Here is an 18,634-nt window from a genome sequence, read left to right as displayed (position 1 = left end):
TTCCAACCGGTGCTTTACTCTTCTCGAAGCACCGGAAGAATAATCAATTCCGAGGAAGGGGGTGAACAACATTGACATTGCTGGTAAACAGCACCTATGGCAAATCATCCATGCTATCCATAATCCTGCACGCCCTGCTGATTGCCGCCTTCCTCGCCATACCGCCGGCCGCGCCGGTCGAGCGGGCCAAAGATCTGGCCGAAGTGGAAATTCTGCCTGTTCCTCCCGAACAGCAAACCCAGATACCGCCTGCTGAGCCCGAGGCCAAGACGGAACTGCCGTCCCAGCCGGAAGCGACGCAGGACCAACTGCAAAACCAGCCGGCCAATGCGCCGATGGTTGGTGAAACCGAGCCGGCACCGCAGGCAGAGGCTTTGCCCGGCGAAGCAGGACAGCCCGGTTCCGTAGCCTTACGGTCCGGGAAAGGAACCGGGACACCGAGAATGACCGGGATTCCTCGCGTGACGGGGATCCCGGCGGTGAGAGGAGGCAATGCCGGAGGCGGCAGCGCTGCTGCCAGTGCCACGGTGGTGTATGCCCCGAAGCCGGCCTATCCACCAGCGGCCAAAAAAGATGGCTGGGAAGGAAGCGTAGTGGTTAAGATCCGCATCAACACCGATGGATCGGTTACCGTGCTGTCCGTACTGGAAAGCGAGCGCGACGACGTGAAAGAGGCGGCGGTAGCGGCCGCGGCGGCCAGGCAGTATTCACCGGAGCGCGATGAAAACGGCATACCTGTCAGCAGCGTCCGCAATATCCGGGTCAATTTTGACCTGAAAGACGCTGTATAGAACTTCTTTTACTCTTTATTTTATTAACTGAAACGAAAGGAAGGATTATCAATGATTGAAACACTGGTAAAAGGCGGCTGGGTGATGCTGCCATTGGCCTTATGCTCGCTTATCTCCCTGACAATTATTATTGAACGCTTCTTGTATTTCCGGCGCTTAGGTGCGACCAAAGCGGTAGAACAAGTAATGGACCTCGTTAGTAAAGGAAAACTCCGGGACGGACAGGAAGTGGCGAACCGTTCTCATTTGCCGGTGCTGAAAGTGTTGGCGGCCGGCATCGCCAATCCGGCCGCTCCGGCCAAAGCGATGGAAGCGGCGGGCATCACTCAGTATGCCACCCTCAAGCGGGGATTGCCGACCCTGGACACCATTATCACCCTTTCCCCGCTTTTAGGCCTATTAGGCACCATTATCGGGATGGTCGATTCTTTCCAGATCATGGCCACGGTTAGCGGCGGGGGCTCGCCGCACGCCGTAACCGGCGGTGTGGCGGAAGCATTGATTGCTACCGCAACTGGCATTGGCGTAGCGGTAACGACCCTGATCCCGTATAACTATTTTATGTCCCGGGTGGAACGGGAAAGCGAAATCATGGAACAGTGCGCCACAGAGCTGGAAATGATCCTGGTGAAAGAGTAGCAAGGGGGGACGATGATGAAAATAACACGTCAACCGATGAAGAAAGCCCGGATCGAGATTATCCCGATGATTGACACCATGTTTTTTCTCCTGGTATTTTTCATGCTGGCCAGCCTTTCTATGATCCAGCAGCACGGCCTGCCGGTCAACCTGCCGCATGCGGCCAGCGGTCAGGATGAAATCAAACAGGTGATCACGCTGACCCTGACCCAGGACGGCAAGCTGTTCTATGAAAAAGAAGCGATTGGGTCGGCGGCGGAAATACCGGCGCGACTGAGCCAGGTAAAAGGCAGCGGCAAAAAGCCGTCGGTGGTCATCAACGCCGATAAAGGCGTAGAGCACGGCCGGGTGGTGGAAGTGCTTGACGCCACGCGCAAAAGCGGCGTCATCAGCGTGGCGGTGGCCGTAAGTCCGTCCTCCGGCGGGTGAGAAGCAATCCATAAATGCCCGCCAAGGGCGGAAAAGAGGAAATGGCATGATCCAGTTTATTAAGAAAAGAATAGCCAATATCGCATTGGCTATTTTGGTTTTGTTTACCGTTACCGGGATGGGGACGGCTGTGCCGAGCAAGGCGCACGCCGCCGCACCGGATAAGGCAGCCGTCGGCGTCGTCGATCTCGGTCTACTGGTCAATCAGCATCCGGATACGCCAAAAGCCAATGAAACCATCAAAGCCGAGGCGGAAGCGGCCCAAAAGGAATTTGACGCCAAAGCGGCCGGCCTGGACGACAAGGAAAGGCAGGACCTGAGAGCACAGCTCCAGCAGCGGGTAGGGCAAAAACAGCAGGAGCTGTTAAAAGCCATCGCTGACAAGATTGACGCTGCCGTCAAGGAAGTGGCGAACGCCAAAGGACTGACGGTCGTTGTAGCAAAAAGTGTTGTTGTGTACGGTGGCGTGGATATTACCGAAGACGTGCTGAAAAAGTTGCGATAAGCTGCCGGATGGGAAAGAGGGTGATCATTATATGGCCCTTCAGAAAAAGCTGGAAACACGCATTCAGCAACTTAAGCAGTTAGGGTATCAACCGTATCAAATCCGGCAAATCATCGAAGAAGCAATCGGCACGGTGCAGTGGGACCGTGTTTCGCCCGCCAGCCAGCAAGAATTAGTCGAGAAACTTGAGAAACAGATCTGCTTTACGGTTCGTTGTCAAAAGATGAAGCAGCAATAACCGTTTCTGCACGGGAGACCCAGCTCCCATTACGGCCAGAGAAGTTTATTTATCTGAAAAATAAGGGAGGAGACCCTGGGCTTTTTGAGATTCTTAAGGACTACGTTCTTCTAGCAATCGGTACAACATTTGGCTTGCTGTTAGGCGGGTTATGCCATGTTTCGGCAGAAGCAGACCGCCGGATTGAAAACATAAAGGAGGAATATCATGAACCAGGAAATTTTCGCTGACGGCGTCAGCGCCATTCACGTCACCGGCCATCTGGTCCGTATCGACCTGCTGACGCTGCAGCCACATCTGAAAAGCGACAACGACCAGCCGGTGGCCGATATCAGCCGGCGCATTATCATGCCGCTGGAGGGCTTTGTTCAGTCCCTGGCGGTGCAGGACAATATCGTAAAGCAATTGGTGGCGGCCGGTGTGTTGCATAAAAGCCAGGATAACGACGAGGCTGTTTTAAAAAAAACTGAGCCCGGTGAAGAGCAGCCATTCATACAGGCGTTGAACCAAGAAGCGGGAGACCAGAGCATGGATGAGCAGAAGGATAAAGATGCTTAACAAAATACCGAGTTAGTACCGGAATTATAAAATAAAACAGGCTTTAAATGTCAGATAACAATTCTTATACGGTTTATTCAGGAGAGAGGATGAGAATATGGCACGGAAAAAGTTGCCTTACGGCAAGAAATGCCTCGGCCTGGTGCTGGCACTGGCCACGGTCTGCTCGGCTTCGCCGGTCCTGGCGGCGCCGCCGACGGATGTGACCCGGCCGCCGGGAGCGGACGTGGGGGGAATCCAGCACAGTGTAGAACAGCCGCCCGTCAGAGGACCGGAAAAAAATAACGTCGAGATTGAAGTCAAGCGGGAAGAGCCGCCGGCCGGGCCCCAGGAAGAGGGCCCGCGCATCCATGTCGAAGCCTTCCGCATTACCGGCCAGGATATTTATAAGCAGGAAGAGCTGCAAGAACTGGTCAAGGATTCGGTCGATAAGGACCTGACCTTGGCCGAATTGCAGGCAGTCGCCCAGAAAATTGCCGAGCACTTCCGCAAGGCGGGGTATCTGGTAGCAAACGCCTATCTACCGGCGCAGGATGTAGCGGAAGGCACGCTGGAAATCATCGTGGTGCCGGGTAAGTACGAGAGCATCGATATTCGCAACCAGTCGCGGTTGTCGACCGAGATCGTGAAGAATTGGCTCAGCAATATTAAAACCGGCGACTATGTTAAAAAAGATGTCCTGGAAAGAGCACTGCTCCTGATGAGCGACACCAGCGGTGTCAGCATCAAGGCCACCCTGGCGCCAGGCCAGGCCAGCGGCACCACCACCCTCATCGTTGAGATCACCGACAGCCACGAAATGGGCGGCACCTTTTCCCTAAACAACCACGGCAACTACTATACCGGCCAGGGCCGCGGCCGGGTGTCGGTGGACTTCAACAATATCAGCGGCCAGGGAGATGTGCTCAGCTTTGACGATACCTATTCGGGCGGCGGGCTGAACAATGCCGCTGTTCAGTATCTCCTGCCGGTTGGCAAAGACGGCGCCCGGGTAGGGTTTAGCTACTCGACCATGCACTACAAGCTGGGCAAAGAATTTGAAGCCCTGGAATTCGATGGCGATTCCAAGGTGGCCGGTATCTTTGCGAGCTACCCGATTATCCGCTCGCGCGACACCAATCTGTTCGCCCAGATCGGCTATGATATGCGTCAACTGGCTGACAACGGCTTCGGCATCAAAATGAGCGACAAACGGGACAACGTCTTCTCCGTGGGCTTACATGGCGCCAGCCGGGATGCCGCAGGCTTTAATACGTATGATCTGAGTATTGCCACCGGCAATTTGTCCTTTAAAGGCGGCCGGAGTATTTTCGGCGAGCCGGCGGAAACCATCGACCGGAATACATCCAAAACCGCCGGTCGGTATACAAAAATCAATTTGGGCTTTAGCCGCCAGCAGCTTTTGAGCGACCGGCTGAGCTTTTTATTCAGCGTGAACGGACAAGCCGCCAGCAAGAACCTGGATTCGTCGCAGAAGCTGTATCTGGGTGGGGCGAGCGGCGTCAGAGCCTATGCGGAAGGAGAAGCAGCGGGGGATCAAGGCTACATCCTGACTGGCGAACTGCGCTGGAATCTGCCGACGCGGTCGATTCCGTCGCTGCAGCTGGCAGCGTTTATTGATCACGGACAGGTTACGGTGCATAAAAACCCTTGGCCGGGATCGGGCGAGAACAGTCTTTCGCTCAGCAGCGCCGGACTGGGCCTGATTGCCAATATTCATAAAGACTATACTGTACGACTCGATTACGCCAGAAAGATCGGGGCCAAAGAGGACACGGCGGCGCCGGATAAGAACGGCCGCTGGTGGCTTATGGGCACTCAGTATTTTTAGAGGAGGGAAAGGACATGCAGAGAAAATGGCGGCGCAACTGGGAGCGCCAGAAGAAAAGTCTTAGCATAGTCGGCAGCCCCGCTTGGAAAACGGCTGCCAAGCACCTGTTGCCGCCACTCATGGCGGCAGGGATTATGATCAGTTCCGCAGGTACCGCGTTGGCCTTGCCGACGAACACGGTCATTGTAAACGGCACGGCAACCATTACCCAGACGCCGGATACCATGAACGTCAACCAGAGCTCGCGCAAACTGATCGTCAACTCGGACACCTTTGTCATCAATCCCAACGAAACTCTGAATCTCAAGCAGGGGTTTAACGATATCGCTCTGTGGAAAGTGACCGGAGGGCACCCGTCGGCTATCTATGGTCATGTCAACGCCAGCGGCGGCTTATTTTTAGTCAACGAGAGCGGTACGCTGTTCAGTAAGAGTTCGCAGGTGAATGTAGGCAGCCTGGTCACCTCCAGCCTGAACATCGCCGACAGTGATTTCTTGGCCGGCAACTATAAATTCAGCGGCCGCGACAACAGCGGCGCCGTGATCAACCAAGGCACCATCACCGCCAGGAACGGCGGCTACATTGCGTTAATGGGACCGCAGGTGAAAAATGAGGGCATCCTCGTAGCCCGCCAGGGCACGGTAGCGTTAGGCGCCGGTAAGGCGGTGACGCTGGATATGAACGGCGACGGCCTCTTGAATCTGGCGGTGGATGCGACGGCGGTAAACGCCAGCGTAGCCAATCATCAACTCATCCAGGCCGACGGCGGACAAGTGATCATGACCGGCCGGGCGGCCAAGGACCTGGCCGGCACGGTGGTCAACAACAGCGGCATTATCCAGGCCCGCAGCATTGAGAACAAGAACGGCGTTATCCGTCTCGACGGCGGCGTGAGCGGTAGAGTCGTGAACAGCGGCACGCTCGATGCCTCGGGCCGGGCGGCCGGGCAGACCGGCGGTACGGTCAAGGTGCTGGGTGAGACGGTACAGCTCGCTAAGGGGACCCATATCGATGTGTCCGGTTATACCGGCGGCGGCACGGCCTTAATTGGCGGCAGCTACCAGGGCAAAGGCCCGGAGCACAACGCCGCCAACACCACGATGGAACAGGGCGCGACCATCACCGCCGACGCGATTAATACCGGCAACGGCGGCAAGGTAGTGGTGTGGGCCGACGACAAGACGGTGTTCAACGGCACCATCAGCGCCAAAGGCGGCGCGAACGGCGGCGACGGCGGCGAGGTCGAGACCTCGGGTCACCAGACGCTGAAAGTCGGCGACAGCGCCCGGGTTACCACGCTGGCGTCCAGAGGCAAAACCGGCAACTGGCTACTTGACCCGGCCGACTTCACCATCGCGGCGGCGGGCGGTGACATCACCGGGGCAACGCTGGCGAAAAACCTCGCGGGCAACAATGTGACTATTAACTCCAATCAGGGCAAAGTGAACCCCAACGGCACAGGCAGCATTTTCGTCAACGACGCGGTGAGCTGGACCAGTCCGAACACCCTGACGCTGAGAACCTCGGTCGCTAACAGCACGATAAACATCAACGCGCCCATCACCGCCAGCAGGGGCGGGCTGACGATTTTCGGCAGCACCAGTACTACGATCAATTCTCCGGCGGCCATCGACGTCGACACCTTCTATCTCCAACGTGGCAACTGGCTGCAGAAGGGTACCGACATGGCCGGCGGCATACTGCCGGGTTTTTCGGCCAAAAATTTCTCAGTAGCAGCCACCAGTTCCTTCGTCCGCGTCAAGGACGGCGACGGCAGCAGCAGCAAACCTTATCAGCTCACCGACGCCTACATGCTGCAGGCGATAGGTCTTTGCACCAGCTTTCTGGACCAGAACTTCAGCCTGGCCAACGACATCGACCTGGCGATGACCAAAACCTGGAACAACGGCCAGGGCTTTATCCCGATCGGCAGAGGCTTCACCAGCCCTGACACCTACGTGGCGTTCACGGGGAGTTTCGACGGCAAAGGACATACCATCGACAACCTGTATATCAATTACAGCCGGACTATCGATGGCGACGCTCGGTCGGTCGGGCTGTTCGGGATGATCGGCGAGGGCGGCGTGGTCCGCAACCTGAGCCTGACCAATGTGGATATCACAGGCAGCAACCTGTTCGAGACCAGTAAGCCGCGGTCGCAGGCCAGCCGCGGCCGCAGAATGGACTCGTTTAATGTGGGCGGCCTGACGGGCTTGGCCTACTCGGCTACCATCGACAACGTCTATGTGACCGGCAGGGTGACCGGCATCAACGCCAATGCCGTGGGCGGCCTGGCCGGTATGGTTTACGAGGGCCGGCGGGGCAGCCGGGACAGCGTCCTCAATTCCGCCAGCGAGGCGGCGGTGACCGCCCGGGGCTTCAACGACGGCGGTTCGCCCGGCGGCGGCCTCTTAGAAGAAGTGAAAATATTGCCGGGCAACTCCCCCGACGGCGTTGCGGCCGGCGGCCTGATCGGCCAGCTGGTTTACAACAGTGAGCTGAATACCATCGATAAACCGGGGGGTCACCAATCCGGGGTGGTGGTGACCAGCACCGACAGCAACTTTGTCCGCAACAGCTACAGCAGCGGACCGGTCACGGTTATCAATACCGGTAAGGACGGCGTCCAGCACTCGACGATCTACGCCGGCGGCCTGGTGGGGCTGAACCAGGGCGGCAGCATCGACCAATCCTACAGCACCGGCGCGGTGACGGTGAACAGCGCCGACCCCAAGTCCACCGTGCACGCCGGCGGCCTGGTGGGGGCGAGTAACGACTCCTTGAACACATGGGACTACGGAGTCAACTCTGCCCCCGTGATCAATGCCGTCTACAACGGGGAAACCATCTCCCGCTCCTACAGCACCGGCAAGGTGAGCTACGGCGGCGCCAAGACTCATGTGGGCGGTTTCGCCGGCAGCAACAGCGGCGTCATCCGCCAAAGCTTCTGGGATACCGGCCGGTCCGGTCAGAGCAAGGACATCGGCGCCGACAGCGGGAAAAACACCGGCCTGACCGGCCTGACCACCGCCCAGATGGTGGCCCGCAAAAGCAATTTTGCCGGCTGGGACTTTGACAACACCTGGTACATGCTTGAAGGCTACACCACGCCCTTCCTGCGGTCCGAGTACAGCACCGACATCCGGAACGCTCACCAGCTCCAGCTCATGGCCATGGACCCCAGGGCCCGCTACACGCTGGCCACCGACCTCGACCTGCGCAACTACCACATGGCGCCGGGCGTCGGCTTTGTCCCAATCAATAACTTCAGCGGCAGCTTTGACGGCCGGGGGCATACCATTAATTACCTGCATATCCATGATTACGGCCCCGGCGCCCTCGGCCTCTTCGGCACTACGCTCAGTGGCGCGAAGATCCACGACGTGGCACTGGCTAACGCCAAGGTCGCGGGCGGCGCCGGCAACACTGCCGTCGGCATTCTGGCCGGCGATAACGCCGGCAGCATCTACAATGTCTTCACCGGCGGCGCCGTCAGCGGCAGCGGCAAGGTCGGCGGCATCGCCGGCAAAAACAGCGGCAGCCTTGCCACCGCCTTCAGCGCGGCTAAGGTAACCGGTCTCACCGGCGCGACCGGCGGCCTCGTCGGCGACAACAGCGGCACGGTGGCGGAAAGCTATCTGGATAAAGCCGGCAGCGTCAACGGCTCAGGTGGCGGCAGCACACCCTTAACTGGTGCGAACAGCGGTACGGTTACCGCTCCCACCTATGACCTCAGCAACGGCAACTGGGTCAGTTTCGGCACCAATGATCCGGTGCTGGCCTGGACGGTAACGCCGGACGGCAGCATCACCCTCTATACGTCCACCCAGCTGCAGGCGCTGCAAAACCATCTCAGCGGCAAGTACCGGCTGGGCGGCGACCTTGACCTGGCTGGTCTTGCCTGGAACCCCATTGGCACGGCGGCCGGCGCTTTTACCGGCGCGCTCAACGGCAACCATTACACCATTACCAATCTGACCGTCGCCAATTCCGGCGCCGGTGCCATCGGGTTGTTCGGCTATACCCGGGGCGCGACGCTCAGCAACCTGACCCTGGCCAACGTCAACGTCGCCGGCGGGGCGGCCAAGCAATACGTCGGCGGCCTGGCGGGCTACGTTGACGGCGGCAGCATCGTCAACGCCGCGGTGAGCGGCACGGTGAAGGTAACCGGCGATAACAGCTATGCGGGCGGCCTGGCCGGCTATAACAGCGGCAGCATTGCCGGTTCCAGCAACGTGGCCACGGTTGATGCCGCCGGCGCGAACAGTTATGCGGGCGGCATCGCCGGCGCCAACGCGGCCGGCGGCAGCATCGCCCAGGCTGCCAATACCGGCGCGGTAACGGCAACCGCCGCGGGCAGCTATGCCGGCGGCCTGGCCGGCGTCAACGCCGGCGCCATCGCCCTAGCTTATAATACCGGCGCGGTGACGACCGAAGGCGACGGCAGCTATGCCGGCGGCGTGGCCGGCGTGAACAGCGGCACCATCGGCAGCAACGCCGGCCTGGTGTACAACAGCGGCGCGGTGACGACCACAGGCGCAGGCAGCTATGTAGGCGGCGTGGCTGGCCGTAATACCGGCACCATCGGCGTCAAAACCGGTAATGCCAGCACCGGCACGGTCTACAACACCGGCGCGGTGACCGCCGCAGGGGCGGGCAGCAAAGCCGGCGGCGTGGCCGGCGACAATGCCGGCACCATCACCCAGGCTTATGCGGCGGCCGTTGTCGCCGCCAAGGGCCCGAACAGCTACGCGGGCGGCGTCGCCGGCTATAACAGCGGCAGTATCCTAAGCGCCTTCTTCGGCCCTGCCGACAGCGGCCTCGTGGCGAAGGTCCTCAGCGACGGCGCGAACAGCAACGTGGGCGGCCTGGCCGGCTATAACAGCGGCAGCATCGCCGATACCATGAGCCTCGCCCTAGTAAAAAGCAGCGGCGCGGGCAGCAAAGTCGGCGGCCTGGTCGGCGACAACGCCGGCGGCAGCCTCGCCACCTCCTATACCCTGGGGGCGGTAATCGGCAGCGCCGACAGCAGCGTCGGCGGTCTGATCGGCAGCAACAGCGGCACGGTCGCCAACCTCGTCTGGAATCGTGAATCCAGCGGCCGGCAAAACGGGGTGGGAACCGGCACGGCCGCCGGCACGGCGCTGACCTACGCCCAGATGCTTAAAGGCAGTACGGACTACTGGTCGGGCTGGTCGGCCTTCACCAACTGGAACACATATCCAAGCGGCGTGTTTCCAGGCTTCTACTGGTCGCCCACCTACATGTTCTACGGCCGGGTAAAAGACGGCGGCCCCGGCGTAACGGTGAACAAATACGATTACAGCTGGGTCTCCCGCAACATCCTCCCCTACACGACCGAGACCTTCGGCGCCGACGGCCTGTTCCTGATGCTGGCGGGGGGAACGCAATACAACGTAGACGATTACACCGATAACATGCCGGCGCGTACCGTGCTGTTCACGGTAGCAGGCCAGCCTTACAAGGCCAACTCCATCTATGCGGTAGGCTTGTCCGGCAGTACGGTATTCTACGACTTGAAGAAAGATACCCTGCTGTTCAGTGTTCCCGACCTGACAGCCAGGGATTTCCGCAACCAACACAGGCGGTTTAACTTTAAAAGCGTATTTGACAATCAAATCACAAGCGGGGCGGTGACAGCGGCGCTCGCCGACAACTACCCCGACCTGATGTTTACCCTGGGGCCTGTCTACCATGTTCCCGGCGACTGGCATGACCCCGGCGGCGTCCATGACCAGATTTACCTGTACAGTCTTGATGTTGCCGGCGATTTCGAGGCCCAAAACTTCGATTGGTACCTCTACGGTGGGGAGGGAAAAAGCTATGTAAGCGCCGGCAGCGTCACCACCCATAAGACGGCGTATGCCGACGGCGACATTAAGATCGATAACAGCCAGAGACCGGCAAGAGTTTATTTAGTTGATGGTAATCGGGTAGTTGCTGATACTCAGCAGCTGATAAGCGCGGGCGAGGCGGCCGCGAAGTTTGTCGCCGCCGGCGACATCACCCTCACCGATAACGGAAACGTGGTGATCGGCATCGGCGGCGGGCCACGGCTCATAGCCGGCGGCGACATCACCGTCACCACGGGCGGCCTGTTCGTCAACTGGGCCGGCCCCGACGCCATCCAGGCCGGCGGCCGTTATCTGATCTACGCACCGGATATGCTGCTTGCCTCCTGGTTAGCAGGGGCAGACCCCTCCTCGAAGGACTATTTTGCGGCATACAACAACCTCAGTCATTTGTTCTTCGGTACCAGATACAATGACTATACCTATGAAACCGCCATGCGGCTTACTTACCTGAACGACCAGTTGGTCTATGACACGCGCGGCGGCCTGCCCGGCTTCGTGTTGTGGGGCTACCAGGGCGGCGCCGTGCCGGCGGGCAGCGGCTTTGTCTACACGGCGGGCGATCCCGGTACCGCTGCCGGGATCGCCGAACGGCCCTGGCTGACGCCCGCGTACTTTGCGGCGCAAGACCGGCGGCAATGGGCCGCCGACACGGCCCAGGCCGGCAATGCCGCCCGGCCGGGTCTGGCGGCGGACAGCGCCACCCCGGATGTGCGGAACGGCATCCTGGAGCCGCGCATTGTGGACGGCGGCGTGGCCCTGCCGGCCGATACGGACGACACGGACCAAGGGAAGGAGTAAGCTATGAGAACCAAGCGAACGAAAATGACGCGCCAACAAAGACTGGCCATTGCTGTGGGCTGTCTGCTGTTCTCAAACTGGTGGCACGTTCCGCCGGCCCTGGCCGAGGAACAGCCGGACAATACCGTGATCACGGAGGAAGTGGACGTCACCGACACCCGGCTGCAGGAGCGCCAGGCCATTAAGAAGACGGAAATCACCGCCGCGGAGATCAAGGCCCAGGGGGCGGAAACCGCGGCCCAGGTACTGGAGAAGGCGGCCGGCCTCACGGTCAGCAGCAACAACATGCAGGGCAAAGCCGCGGTCAGCATCCGCGGCAGCGACGCCAACAACACCAAGGTCTTTGTCGACGGCGTGCCCTTAAGCCCGGTGGGGGACGGCGTCGTCGACCTGAGCAGCATCCCGGCCGACAGCATCGAAAAAATCGAGGTGTTTAAGGGCGCGGCGCCGGTCCAGTACGGCTCCGACGCCGCCGGCGGCGTCATCTACATCACCACTAAAAAAGGCGGTAAACAGGCCGCGACGGTTTCCACCGCGGTCGGCAGCTGGAATACGCTGCGCCAGAACGCTTCGGTGAGCGGCGGCACGGAAAAAGTCGATTACTTTTTCAATTACAAACATGAGACCACCGACGGCTATACCTGGAATACCGAAAAAAAAGCCCGGTTCTACGACGGCAAGCTCGGCCTCCGGCTGAACGACAGCGCCTCGCTGAGCCTGTTCGGCAGCTACGCGCGAAAATACGAAGAACTGCCGGACCGTTACGATGCTAACGGCGTGATGATCACCAATCCCGGCAGCGGCGGCACGATCGGCAATCCGTCCAACACCAAGGGGTTCTGGTACCGTACGGGCATGCTGCGGCTCGACCCGGCCACCGAGTGGCGCGGCGGCCTGGCCTACAACCAGCGGCTCGGCGACAGCAGCGACCTCAAACTGACCCTGTATAAATCGGCGGAAAATAAATCCATGACCGCGACACACATCCCGGAAACAATAACGGTTATGGGCGGCCAGGAGTCGGCGGCCAGCGTGCGCGGCTACCAACTGGAACATACCATAAAAACCAGTCCGGTCAACACCGTCCTCTGGGGTTATAACAAGGAAACGCGGCGGTTTGACCAGGATACCGCGTGGAAAGGGTATTATGTCGAGTATGACCGTTTTGAATGGGCTTGTTTTGTCCCGGCGCGGTACCGTTACGACAGCCGCAGCTACTTCCTCCAGGATACGCTGAAGCTGGGCAAGTTAACTACCACCCTGGGTTACCGGGATAACGCCGTCGAGGATTATCTGCGCATGGACCCCAACCAGGACGCGATCGACCTGGCCGGCTACAAGCCGATCCCGGGCGTCACCACGTCCCGTACCTTCAAAAATCCGGTGGCCGGCTTCAGCTACGCCGTCAACGACCGCACCGACCTGCACGCCTCGATCGGCAAAAGCTTCCGCTATCCCCAGCCGGCGGAAATCGCCAGCGGCGCGACGGTCGGGACAACGCTGCCGCTGGTCAAGCCGGAACAGACGCTCAACCGCGACCTGGGCGTGGCCTACACCACCCCGGACGGACTGCAACTGGACGTCACCTATTTCAACAAGAAGGTGACCGACAAGATTCAGAGCCGGACGGTCATCGGCCAAACCATGTTTGAAAACCTGCCGGAAGTGACGATGACCGGCTTCGAAGTTGGCGTCAGCAAAAAATTCAGCGACCAGCTCAAAGCCTTTGCGCAAGTCACCTATACCTCGGCCGAGAATCCCAAAGCGGGCCGGCAGGTCAACGACCAGCCGAAGTACAAATATTCCGTGGGCATGAACTACACCGGCAGCCAGGGGCTGAAGGCCTATCTGGCGCTCAACTATGTGGGCAGCCGGTTCAGCGATTTTTCCAACGGCACCGGCAATAACCCCAATGATCCTGATCCCAGCGTGCCGCCGGAATTCCGTTCCGTCTCCCTGCCGGCCTATGCCTCCGTCGACTTCATGCTGACCAAGGAGCTGAAAAACCGCGAATACTATATCAAATTCAACAACCTGCTCGATAAGAAGTACTACTCCGGGGCCTATCTGATCGCTCCCGGCCGGTACGTCGAATTCGGCACCGATATCAAGTTCTAGCAGGGCTGTATGATTGGCGGCGGCGCCGGGAGTGCTTCCCGGCGCCGCCGCATTTTTATGAACCATATTTTTTCCGCCGCTGCCTGACAACAGCAACGGCCGGCAAACGCCGGCCGTTCTGTGTAACCTGGGCAGCTTCGGGGCTTACATTCCGCTTAGCGGAGCTGACGCTGCTGACGTTGCTGACGTACCTGACCTTTGGCCGCAGACGCCGATCCACCTGCGAGCGGGGCCAGATAGTCCTGGGTCACAATCGCCTGGCCATCGGCGCTGAGAACATAGTCGAGGAAGAGTTTCGTATTGCTGCCGATCTGGGGCTGGCCTTTGGTGACCATGTTGAAATTCCGGATGAAATCGTAGCCGCCTCCCTGGCTGGGTGTGACGTTGTTCAGTTTGGGCGCTTTGACGGTGCCGTTGACATAGCCCAGGGAAAGGAAGCCGATGGCGTATTGATCACCGGCGACCGCCGAGCGGAGCAAGCCGTTGGACTCGTACAAATTGGTCGCGGCAATATCGCTTAAGGCATAGCCTTTGCCGGTGAAATATTCTTTAAAGAAATCAAGGGTCCCGGAAGGAGCGGTGCGGGAATCGACATGAATCGGGCCGCTAAAGTTGCTGTTTGGTACCTCCGACCAGTTGGTGTAAGTGCCGTCAAAAATATTGACAACATCTTCATAACTGAGATTTTGCACCGGGTTGTTGGGGTGAACGACGACCGCAATCGCGTCCCGGGCAATGGTGGTAGCCACCAGCCCCTGGGCGATTTCTGCCGGTTTCAGGTTGCGGGAAACATTGCCGATGTCTACTCTGCCGGCGGCCACGTCGGCGATGCCGACACCGGAACCACCGCCTGTAATGGTGAAGGTTAGCGTGTTGGGAAACTTGAGCTTAAACCCAGCCGCCAGATCCTCGGCCAACGGCTGGACGGAAGTGGAACCGCTCATTGTCAGGGTGCCGGCGGCCATGGCGGGTACGCCCGCCCCTCCCAGCATCACGGTGGTCAGTAAACCAACCAGGATTTTTTTAACCAATACTTTTTTCCACATGGTAATAGCCTCCTCATTTTTGTTTTTTTGTTTGGGGTTTGGGGATTTGGATTTGGAGTTTGGGGATTTTAGGCTCTGTCTGCTTGCTTATTGACATTATGTGGGTGGCATGCTGCTAGTCCCTCCTCTCGCGTTTATGCCTGATACGTCCGCGTGGGGCAAGATAGACGGATTGATATGAAGCGGCCGCTTCAAACATATTGCCATATATTGGAATAAAAGCCTTTGGGGCTTAATTCCCGCTTAGCGCCGGGGCAGGTAATCCTTGACCGCAATCTTCTGACCCGCGGGGCTGAGAACCCAGTCGATGAAGGCCTTCGCCGGGCCGGCGGGCTGGCCTTTGGTGACCAGGCTGAAATTCCGGACGACTTTGTATTGGCCGGCGCGGGCGGCGGCCAGGCTGACTACCTGGCCGTCCAGACTGGGCGCTTTGAGGCTGCGGTCAAGATAGGCTAGGGAAAGGAAGCCGATGGCGTTGGGATCGGCGGCGACCGCCTGGCGGAGCCGGCCGTTGGAGTCCCACTGATTGGCCGTCGCGACCACCTTGCCGCTGCCGCCGAAGAAATGTTCGATAAAGTAATCAAGGGTGTCGTCAGCAGCGGTGTAGGAATTGACATTAATAGGGGCATTAGGGCCGCCTACTTGCGACCAGTTGGTGATAACGCCTTTATAGATACCGGCAACCTGTCGGGTGGTGAGATTTTGCACGGGATTGTTGGGGTTAACGACGACCGCAACCGCGTCCCGGGCGATGGTGGTAGCCACCAGCCCGCAGGCGATTTCTACCGGTTTCAGGCCGCGGGAGGAATTGCCGATGTCTACGCTGCCGACGGCCGCGTCAGCAATGCCGACACCGGAACCGCCGCCGGCAATATGGAGAGCTATCCTGTCGCCGGGATGCTGGCTATTATAGCCTCTCGCCAGATCGTTGGCCAACGGCTGGATGGAAGTGGAACCGCTCATTGTCAGGCTGCCGGCGGTGGCGGCCATGGCGGGTACTTCCATCAACAGCGTTGCCATCAGACCAACCAATATTTTTTTTCACATTTTTTTAGCCTCCTCTTTTGGGGGATTTTGGCTTTAGCATCTTACCATATATTGGTGCAACTCCCTTTTTTTCTCATTATACTATTAGCAGGCACATGAATAGGTTAAGCTATTGTTAATAATGGTAATTGTTGGTAAAGGAATAATTACCACTGTGTAAATATGGTCGAGCCGAGTCAAAGAATGGCTTGTAATGGGTTGGACAGCCCTTAGTGGGTTAATTCAGGGAGCTGGTTTTCGCACAGTCTGACGGTTATTGTGTTTCTTCAACGGCAAGTCCTGGGCGGGCCTGGGCAACGACGTGATGGATGCCGGGGAAGCCAGTGGGCAAATGCTGGCAGTTTGTTAAGAACGAATGCTAAATGTTAAACGAGACTTAATATTTTTGTTGAAGGAATTACCAATAATGGAAGAAATATAAAAAATAAGCAAGACTATGTAAAATCCGTATAATTGCAAGGGATTTTTTCGCCCTGCTAGACGGAGGAGCCGCGCATATCGGACATATGTAAGGCGACGACAACGACGCAGGACGGAAAAAGACTGCTATATAATCCAAATAGTTAGGTAACGCAAGGTACCAGTTGAAGGAGAGGTGAGTGTATGCGTATAAGTCGTAGGAAAATGGTATCTGTCACTATTTTAGTAGTCCTGCTGCTGCTAAATATGTCCTTAGTAATATTGGCCGCTGAAAGTAAAGATTCCATTATTGACGCTTATTCGTCGTCACAGCCGAATGCTGAGATGCCGCAGGGAGGGCAGGGTCCTGCTGTTTCCGGCGTAAACCAGAACGTGCCGCAAAATACGGTTTTGTCAAATGTCAATGTCTATTCGCCTTTTTCGCAGCCTTTAATTATTCAACTGAAATATGTCAAGCCGAATCAAGTCAAAACCCTAATCAGTTCATTGATCCCGACCGACCGGCTCAAGGTGGATTTCATAAATAACAAACTGGTCGCCGTCGGCGATGAGGAGGTGTACGACATAGTAAAAGAGATCATATCGCAGATCGATATTCCGCCGCGTCAAATCATGTTTGAAGTCGAGGCGGTTGAAATATCACGCGAAGACTATAAAAATTTGGGTGTTGATTGGGGGGCAACCACTGCTTTACCAAGCGTCCCTCCATCTGACACCCTGGTAGATGCCCCGCTAACAGGTTCCAAAATTAGGGTTGGTTTCGGGGCATATGGGGTTAACTTTGCGGCTACGATTAATCACCTTATCGAAAAGAAAAAAGGCCGACTCTTGGCTAGCCCGCGTATCGCCGCACTGGATGGGCAAAAGGCTCAGATCCTCATTGGCGATAAGCTGGCGGTAGAAAGCCGGCAGGTATCAAACGGCAGTGAAATTACCTCCGTCACGTATATAGATGTAGGTATAAAACTGGAAGTAACGCCGACGGTTAATGATGACGGTACCATTACGGCGTATATCAAACCGGAGGTAAGCAACAAAACGGATGAGACCAAAAACGGCAATCCTAACATACGGACGCGGCAGGCCGAGACGACACTGCGCGTAAAAGACGGTGAGACCATCGTTATCGGAGGGTTAATTCAGCGGCAGGCCACGCAGGATGTTTTCAAAACTCCTTTATTGGGTGATTTGCCAATCATAGGTTCGTTATTTCGGTCTACCAATAAACAAAAGAAGGAAACCGAACTTGTAATTTTAATCACGCCTAAGAAGGTTGAGCCATGAGAAAAATAATTAAAAGATATATTTTGGCAGCGACCGTTGTGCTGGTTGCTTTAGTAAATTCTGCGCAAGCGGCTGCAGCAGTTCCTATGGATGTTGTTTTACGGTGGGCTCCCGTTATCGAGCAACAAAATTATTCAACCAATCCGGTAGACCGGGTTAATGTTTTTACCAGGGTAAATTTTGACCAGGATTGGCGTACAAATAATAATTCAATGAACATATCTTTTGTCAACGCTGTTGACGCGGCGGTGTATTATTCTTTGGTAGAAAGTACTACGCACTATTTTGTGGGCTATTATTTGTATTATCCGCGTTATGGGGGAAACCAAGAACATGAAAACGACATGATCGGTGTTCTGATAGCACTGCGTAAGCCCGGATTACAGGCTGAGAATGTCGATATGGTATTGTCCTATAGTAATGGTAAATGGAAACGATGGAAAGATAGAAACACCCTTTCCTCTAAAAAACGCTTCATGATATCCATTAAATCAGGTTTTCATAAAATAGAAACACCCGGTACCACGCCCAAACCTGGTGCTCTGCTGTTTTACCCCCATGGTGGTAGTTTGCATCAAGAACGGAATGATTATCGTTTGACGAATCTTGCCGAATTGTGGCAACGCCGTGATGATATTGGGCCCGGTCATGTATTCAACCGTTGGGGTTATTTTGACGGATATTACTACAAGAATACAGCCGCACCTTGGGTATGGACTCATAATCGTATACAGTGGCTAAGCAACCCCGGTGAATTGATGCAGGAAATTTTGCACCTGAAAAAGACGGCAATTATTTATCAAAATAATGAATATCGCTGATTCTACACCTGTTTCAAAATAACACTTACATGACAATCACTTAGGAACTATATCGATAGAAAATAATGAAAAATGGCATCAAACCTTAAAATTTTGGTTTGATGCCATTTTTTTTACTAGTCAGTAGGTTCAATTGCTTGATCGTTCTCAGTTGGCGTAAATCCATTATTATTCTCGTCGAAAATTCTAAAAAATAGAATGTTTTGTTCGTAATGTTCAATTTTACGCTAGTT

General features: G+C 56.8%; 13 protein-coding genes. 11 read left to right on the top strand and 2 right to left on the bottom strand.

Features of this window, described 5'->3' with window-relative positions; all coding sequences use genetic code 11:
• Nucleotides 1-71 precede the first annotated feature (71 nt).
• The 9 genes from P22_RS16545 (at nt 72) to P22_RS16505 (ending at nt 13,783) form a co-directional block, all read left to right on the top strand.
• A complete protein-coding gene (locus tag P22_RS16545) occupies nt 72-791 on the top strand; it encodes a TonB family protein (RefSeq protein ID WP_054261341.1) in 720 nt (239 codons plus the stop codon).
• 51 nt (nt 792-842) lie between these two features.
• Complete coding sequence (locus P22_RS16540; protein ID WP_054261340.1) at nt 843-1,430, top strand: MotA/TolQ/ExbB proton channel family protein; 588 nt, start codon at nt 843-845, stop codon at nt 1,428-1,430.
• Nucleotides 1,431-1,442: 12 nt separating this feature from the next.
• Nucleotides 1,443-1,859 (top strand): ExbD/TolR family protein, encoded by a 417-nt coding sequence (locus P22_RS16535; protein WP_082378539.1) that lies wholly within the window; start codon nt 1,443-1,445, stop codon nt 1,857-1,859.
• Between the two features lie 46 nt (nt 1,860-1,905).
• Entirely contained in the window at nt 1,906-2,364 is a 459-nt protein-coding gene (locus tag P22_RS16530) for an OmpH/Skp family outer membrane protein (protein WP_054261338.1), read from the top strand.
• 31 nt (nt 2,365-2,395) lie between these two features.
• Nucleotides 2,396-2,602 carry a lipase chaperone gene (locus P22_RS16525; RefSeq protein WP_054261337.1) on the top strand — a complete coding sequence of 69 codons (207 nt, stop codon included), beginning with the start codon at nt 2,396-2,398 and terminating at the stop codon, nt 2,600-2,602.
• Between the two features lie 207 nt (nt 2,603-2,809).
• Nucleotides 2,810-3,160 (top strand): hypothetical protein, encoded by a 351-nt coding sequence (locus tag P22_RS16520; RefSeq protein ID WP_054261336.1) that lies wholly within the window; start codon nt 2,810-2,812, stop codon nt 3,158-3,160.
• Between the two features lie 97 nt (nt 3,161-3,257).
• The gene (locus P22_RS16515) at nt 3,258-4,991 is read left to right on the top strand and encodes a ShlB/FhaC/HecB family hemolysin secretion/activation protein (RefSeq protein WP_054261335.1); all 1,734 of its coding nucleotides are present in this window, start codon (nt 3,258-3,260) and stop codon (nt 4,989-4,991) included.
• Nucleotides 4,992-5,005: 14 nt separating this feature from the next.
• A complete protein-coding gene (locus P22_RS16510) occupies nt 5,006-11,665 on the top strand; it encodes a two-partner secretion domain-containing protein (RefSeq protein ID WP_054261334.1) in 6,660 nt (2,219 codons plus the stop codon).
• A gap of 3 nt (nt 11,666-11,668) precedes the next feature.
• Nucleotides 11,669-13,783, top strand: a complete 2,115-nt coding sequence (locus tag P22_RS16505) for a TonB-dependent receptor (protein WP_054261333.1) — start codon at nt 11,669-11,671, stop codon at nt 13,781-13,783.
• 155 nt (nt 13,784-13,938) lie between these two features.
• Here the strand turns inward: P22_RS16505 and P22_RS16500 are convergent, their stop codons facing one another.
• Nucleotides 13,939-14,829 carry a phosphate ABC transporter substrate-binding protein gene (locus tag P22_RS16500; RefSeq protein ID WP_054261332.1) on the bottom strand — a complete coding sequence of 297 codons (891 nt, stop codon included), beginning with the start codon at nt 14,827-14,829 and terminating at the stop codon, nt 13,939-13,941.
• A 243-nt stretch (nt 14,830-15,072) separates the two neighbouring features.
• Nucleotides 15,073-15,849 carry a phosphate ABC transporter substrate-binding protein gene (locus P22_RS16495; protein ID WP_069972856.1) on the bottom strand — a complete coding sequence of 259 codons (777 nt, stop codon included), beginning with the start codon at nt 15,847-15,849 and terminating at the stop codon, nt 15,073-15,075.
• Between the two features lie 630 nt (nt 15,850-16,479).
• On the opposite strand from P22_RS16495, the gene P22_RS16490 reads away from it, so the two are divergent.
• Together P22_RS16490 and P22_RS16485 are read left to right on the top strand one after the other, a co-directional pair.
• Nucleotides 16,480-17,580 carry a type II secretion system protein GspD gene (locus tag P22_RS16490; RefSeq protein ID WP_054261330.1) on the top strand — a complete coding sequence of 367 codons (1,101 nt, stop codon included), beginning with the start codon at nt 16,480-16,482 and terminating at the stop codon, nt 17,578-17,580.
• Entirely contained in the window at nt 17,577-18,401 is an 825-nt protein-coding gene (locus P22_RS16485; RefSeq protein WP_054261329.1) for a hypothetical protein, read from the top strand. The genes P22_RS16490 and P22_RS16485 overlap by 4 nt, the downstream gene beginning before the upstream one ends.
• The last annotated feature ends 233 nt before the right edge of the window (nt 18,402-18,634 follow it).

The sequence above is a fragment of the Propionispora sp. 2/2-37 genome (assembly GCF_001298735.1).
Lineage (GTDB): Bacteria > Bacillota > Negativicutes > Propionisporales > Propionisporaceae > Propionispora.
Note: the sequence above shows the minus strand (reverse complement) of the source record. Positions and strands in the feature narration are given on the sequence as shown.

Bases quoted from the DNA above. Each gene is read 5' to 3' on its own strand.
- P22_RS16540 (WP_054261340.1), top strand. From the start codon at position 843: ATGATTGAAACACTGGTAAAAGGCGGCTGGGTGATGCTGCCATTGGCC.
- P22_RS16535 (WP_082378539.1), top strand. From the start codon at position 1,443: ATGATGAAAATAACACGTCAACCGATGAAGAAAGCCCGGATCGAGATT.
- P22_RS16530 (WP_054261338.1), top strand. From the start codon at position 1,906: ATGATCCAGTTTATTAAGAAAAGAATAGCCAATATCGCATTGGCTATT.
- P22_RS16525 (WP_054261337.1), top strand. From the start codon at position 2,396: ATGGCCCTTCAGAAAAAGCTGGAAACACGCATTCAGCAACTTAAGCAG.
- P22_RS16520 (WP_054261336.1), top strand. From the start codon at position 2,810: ATGAACCAGGAAATTTTCGCTGACGGCGTCAGCGCCATTCACGTCACC.
- P22_RS16515 (WP_054261335.1), top strand. From the start codon at position 3,258: ATGGCACGGAAAAAGTTGCCTTACGGCAAGAAATGCCTCGGCCTGGTG.
- P22_RS16510 (WP_054261334.1), top strand. From the start codon at position 5,006: ATGCAGAGAAAATGGCGGCGCAACTGGGAGCGCCAGAAGAAAAGTCTT.
- P22_RS16505 (WP_054261333.1), top strand. From the start codon at position 11,669: ATGAGAACCAAGCGAACGAAAATGACGCGCCAACAAAGACTGGCCATT.
- P22_RS16500 (WP_054261332.1), bottom strand. From the start codon at position 14,829: ATGTGGAAAAAAGTATTGGTTAAAAAAATCCTGGTTGGTTTACTGACC.
- P22_RS16495 (WP_069972856.1), bottom strand. From the start codon at position 15,849: ATGGCAACGCTGTTGATGGAAGTACCCGCCATGGCCGCCACCGCCGGC.
- P22_RS16490 (WP_054261330.1), top strand. From the start codon at position 16,480: ATGCGTATAAGTCGTAGGAAAATGGTATCTGTCACTATTTTAGTAGTC.
- P22_RS16485 (WP_054261329.1), top strand. From the start codon at position 17,577: ATGAGAAAAATAATTAAAAGATATATTTTGGCAGCGACCGTTGTGCTG.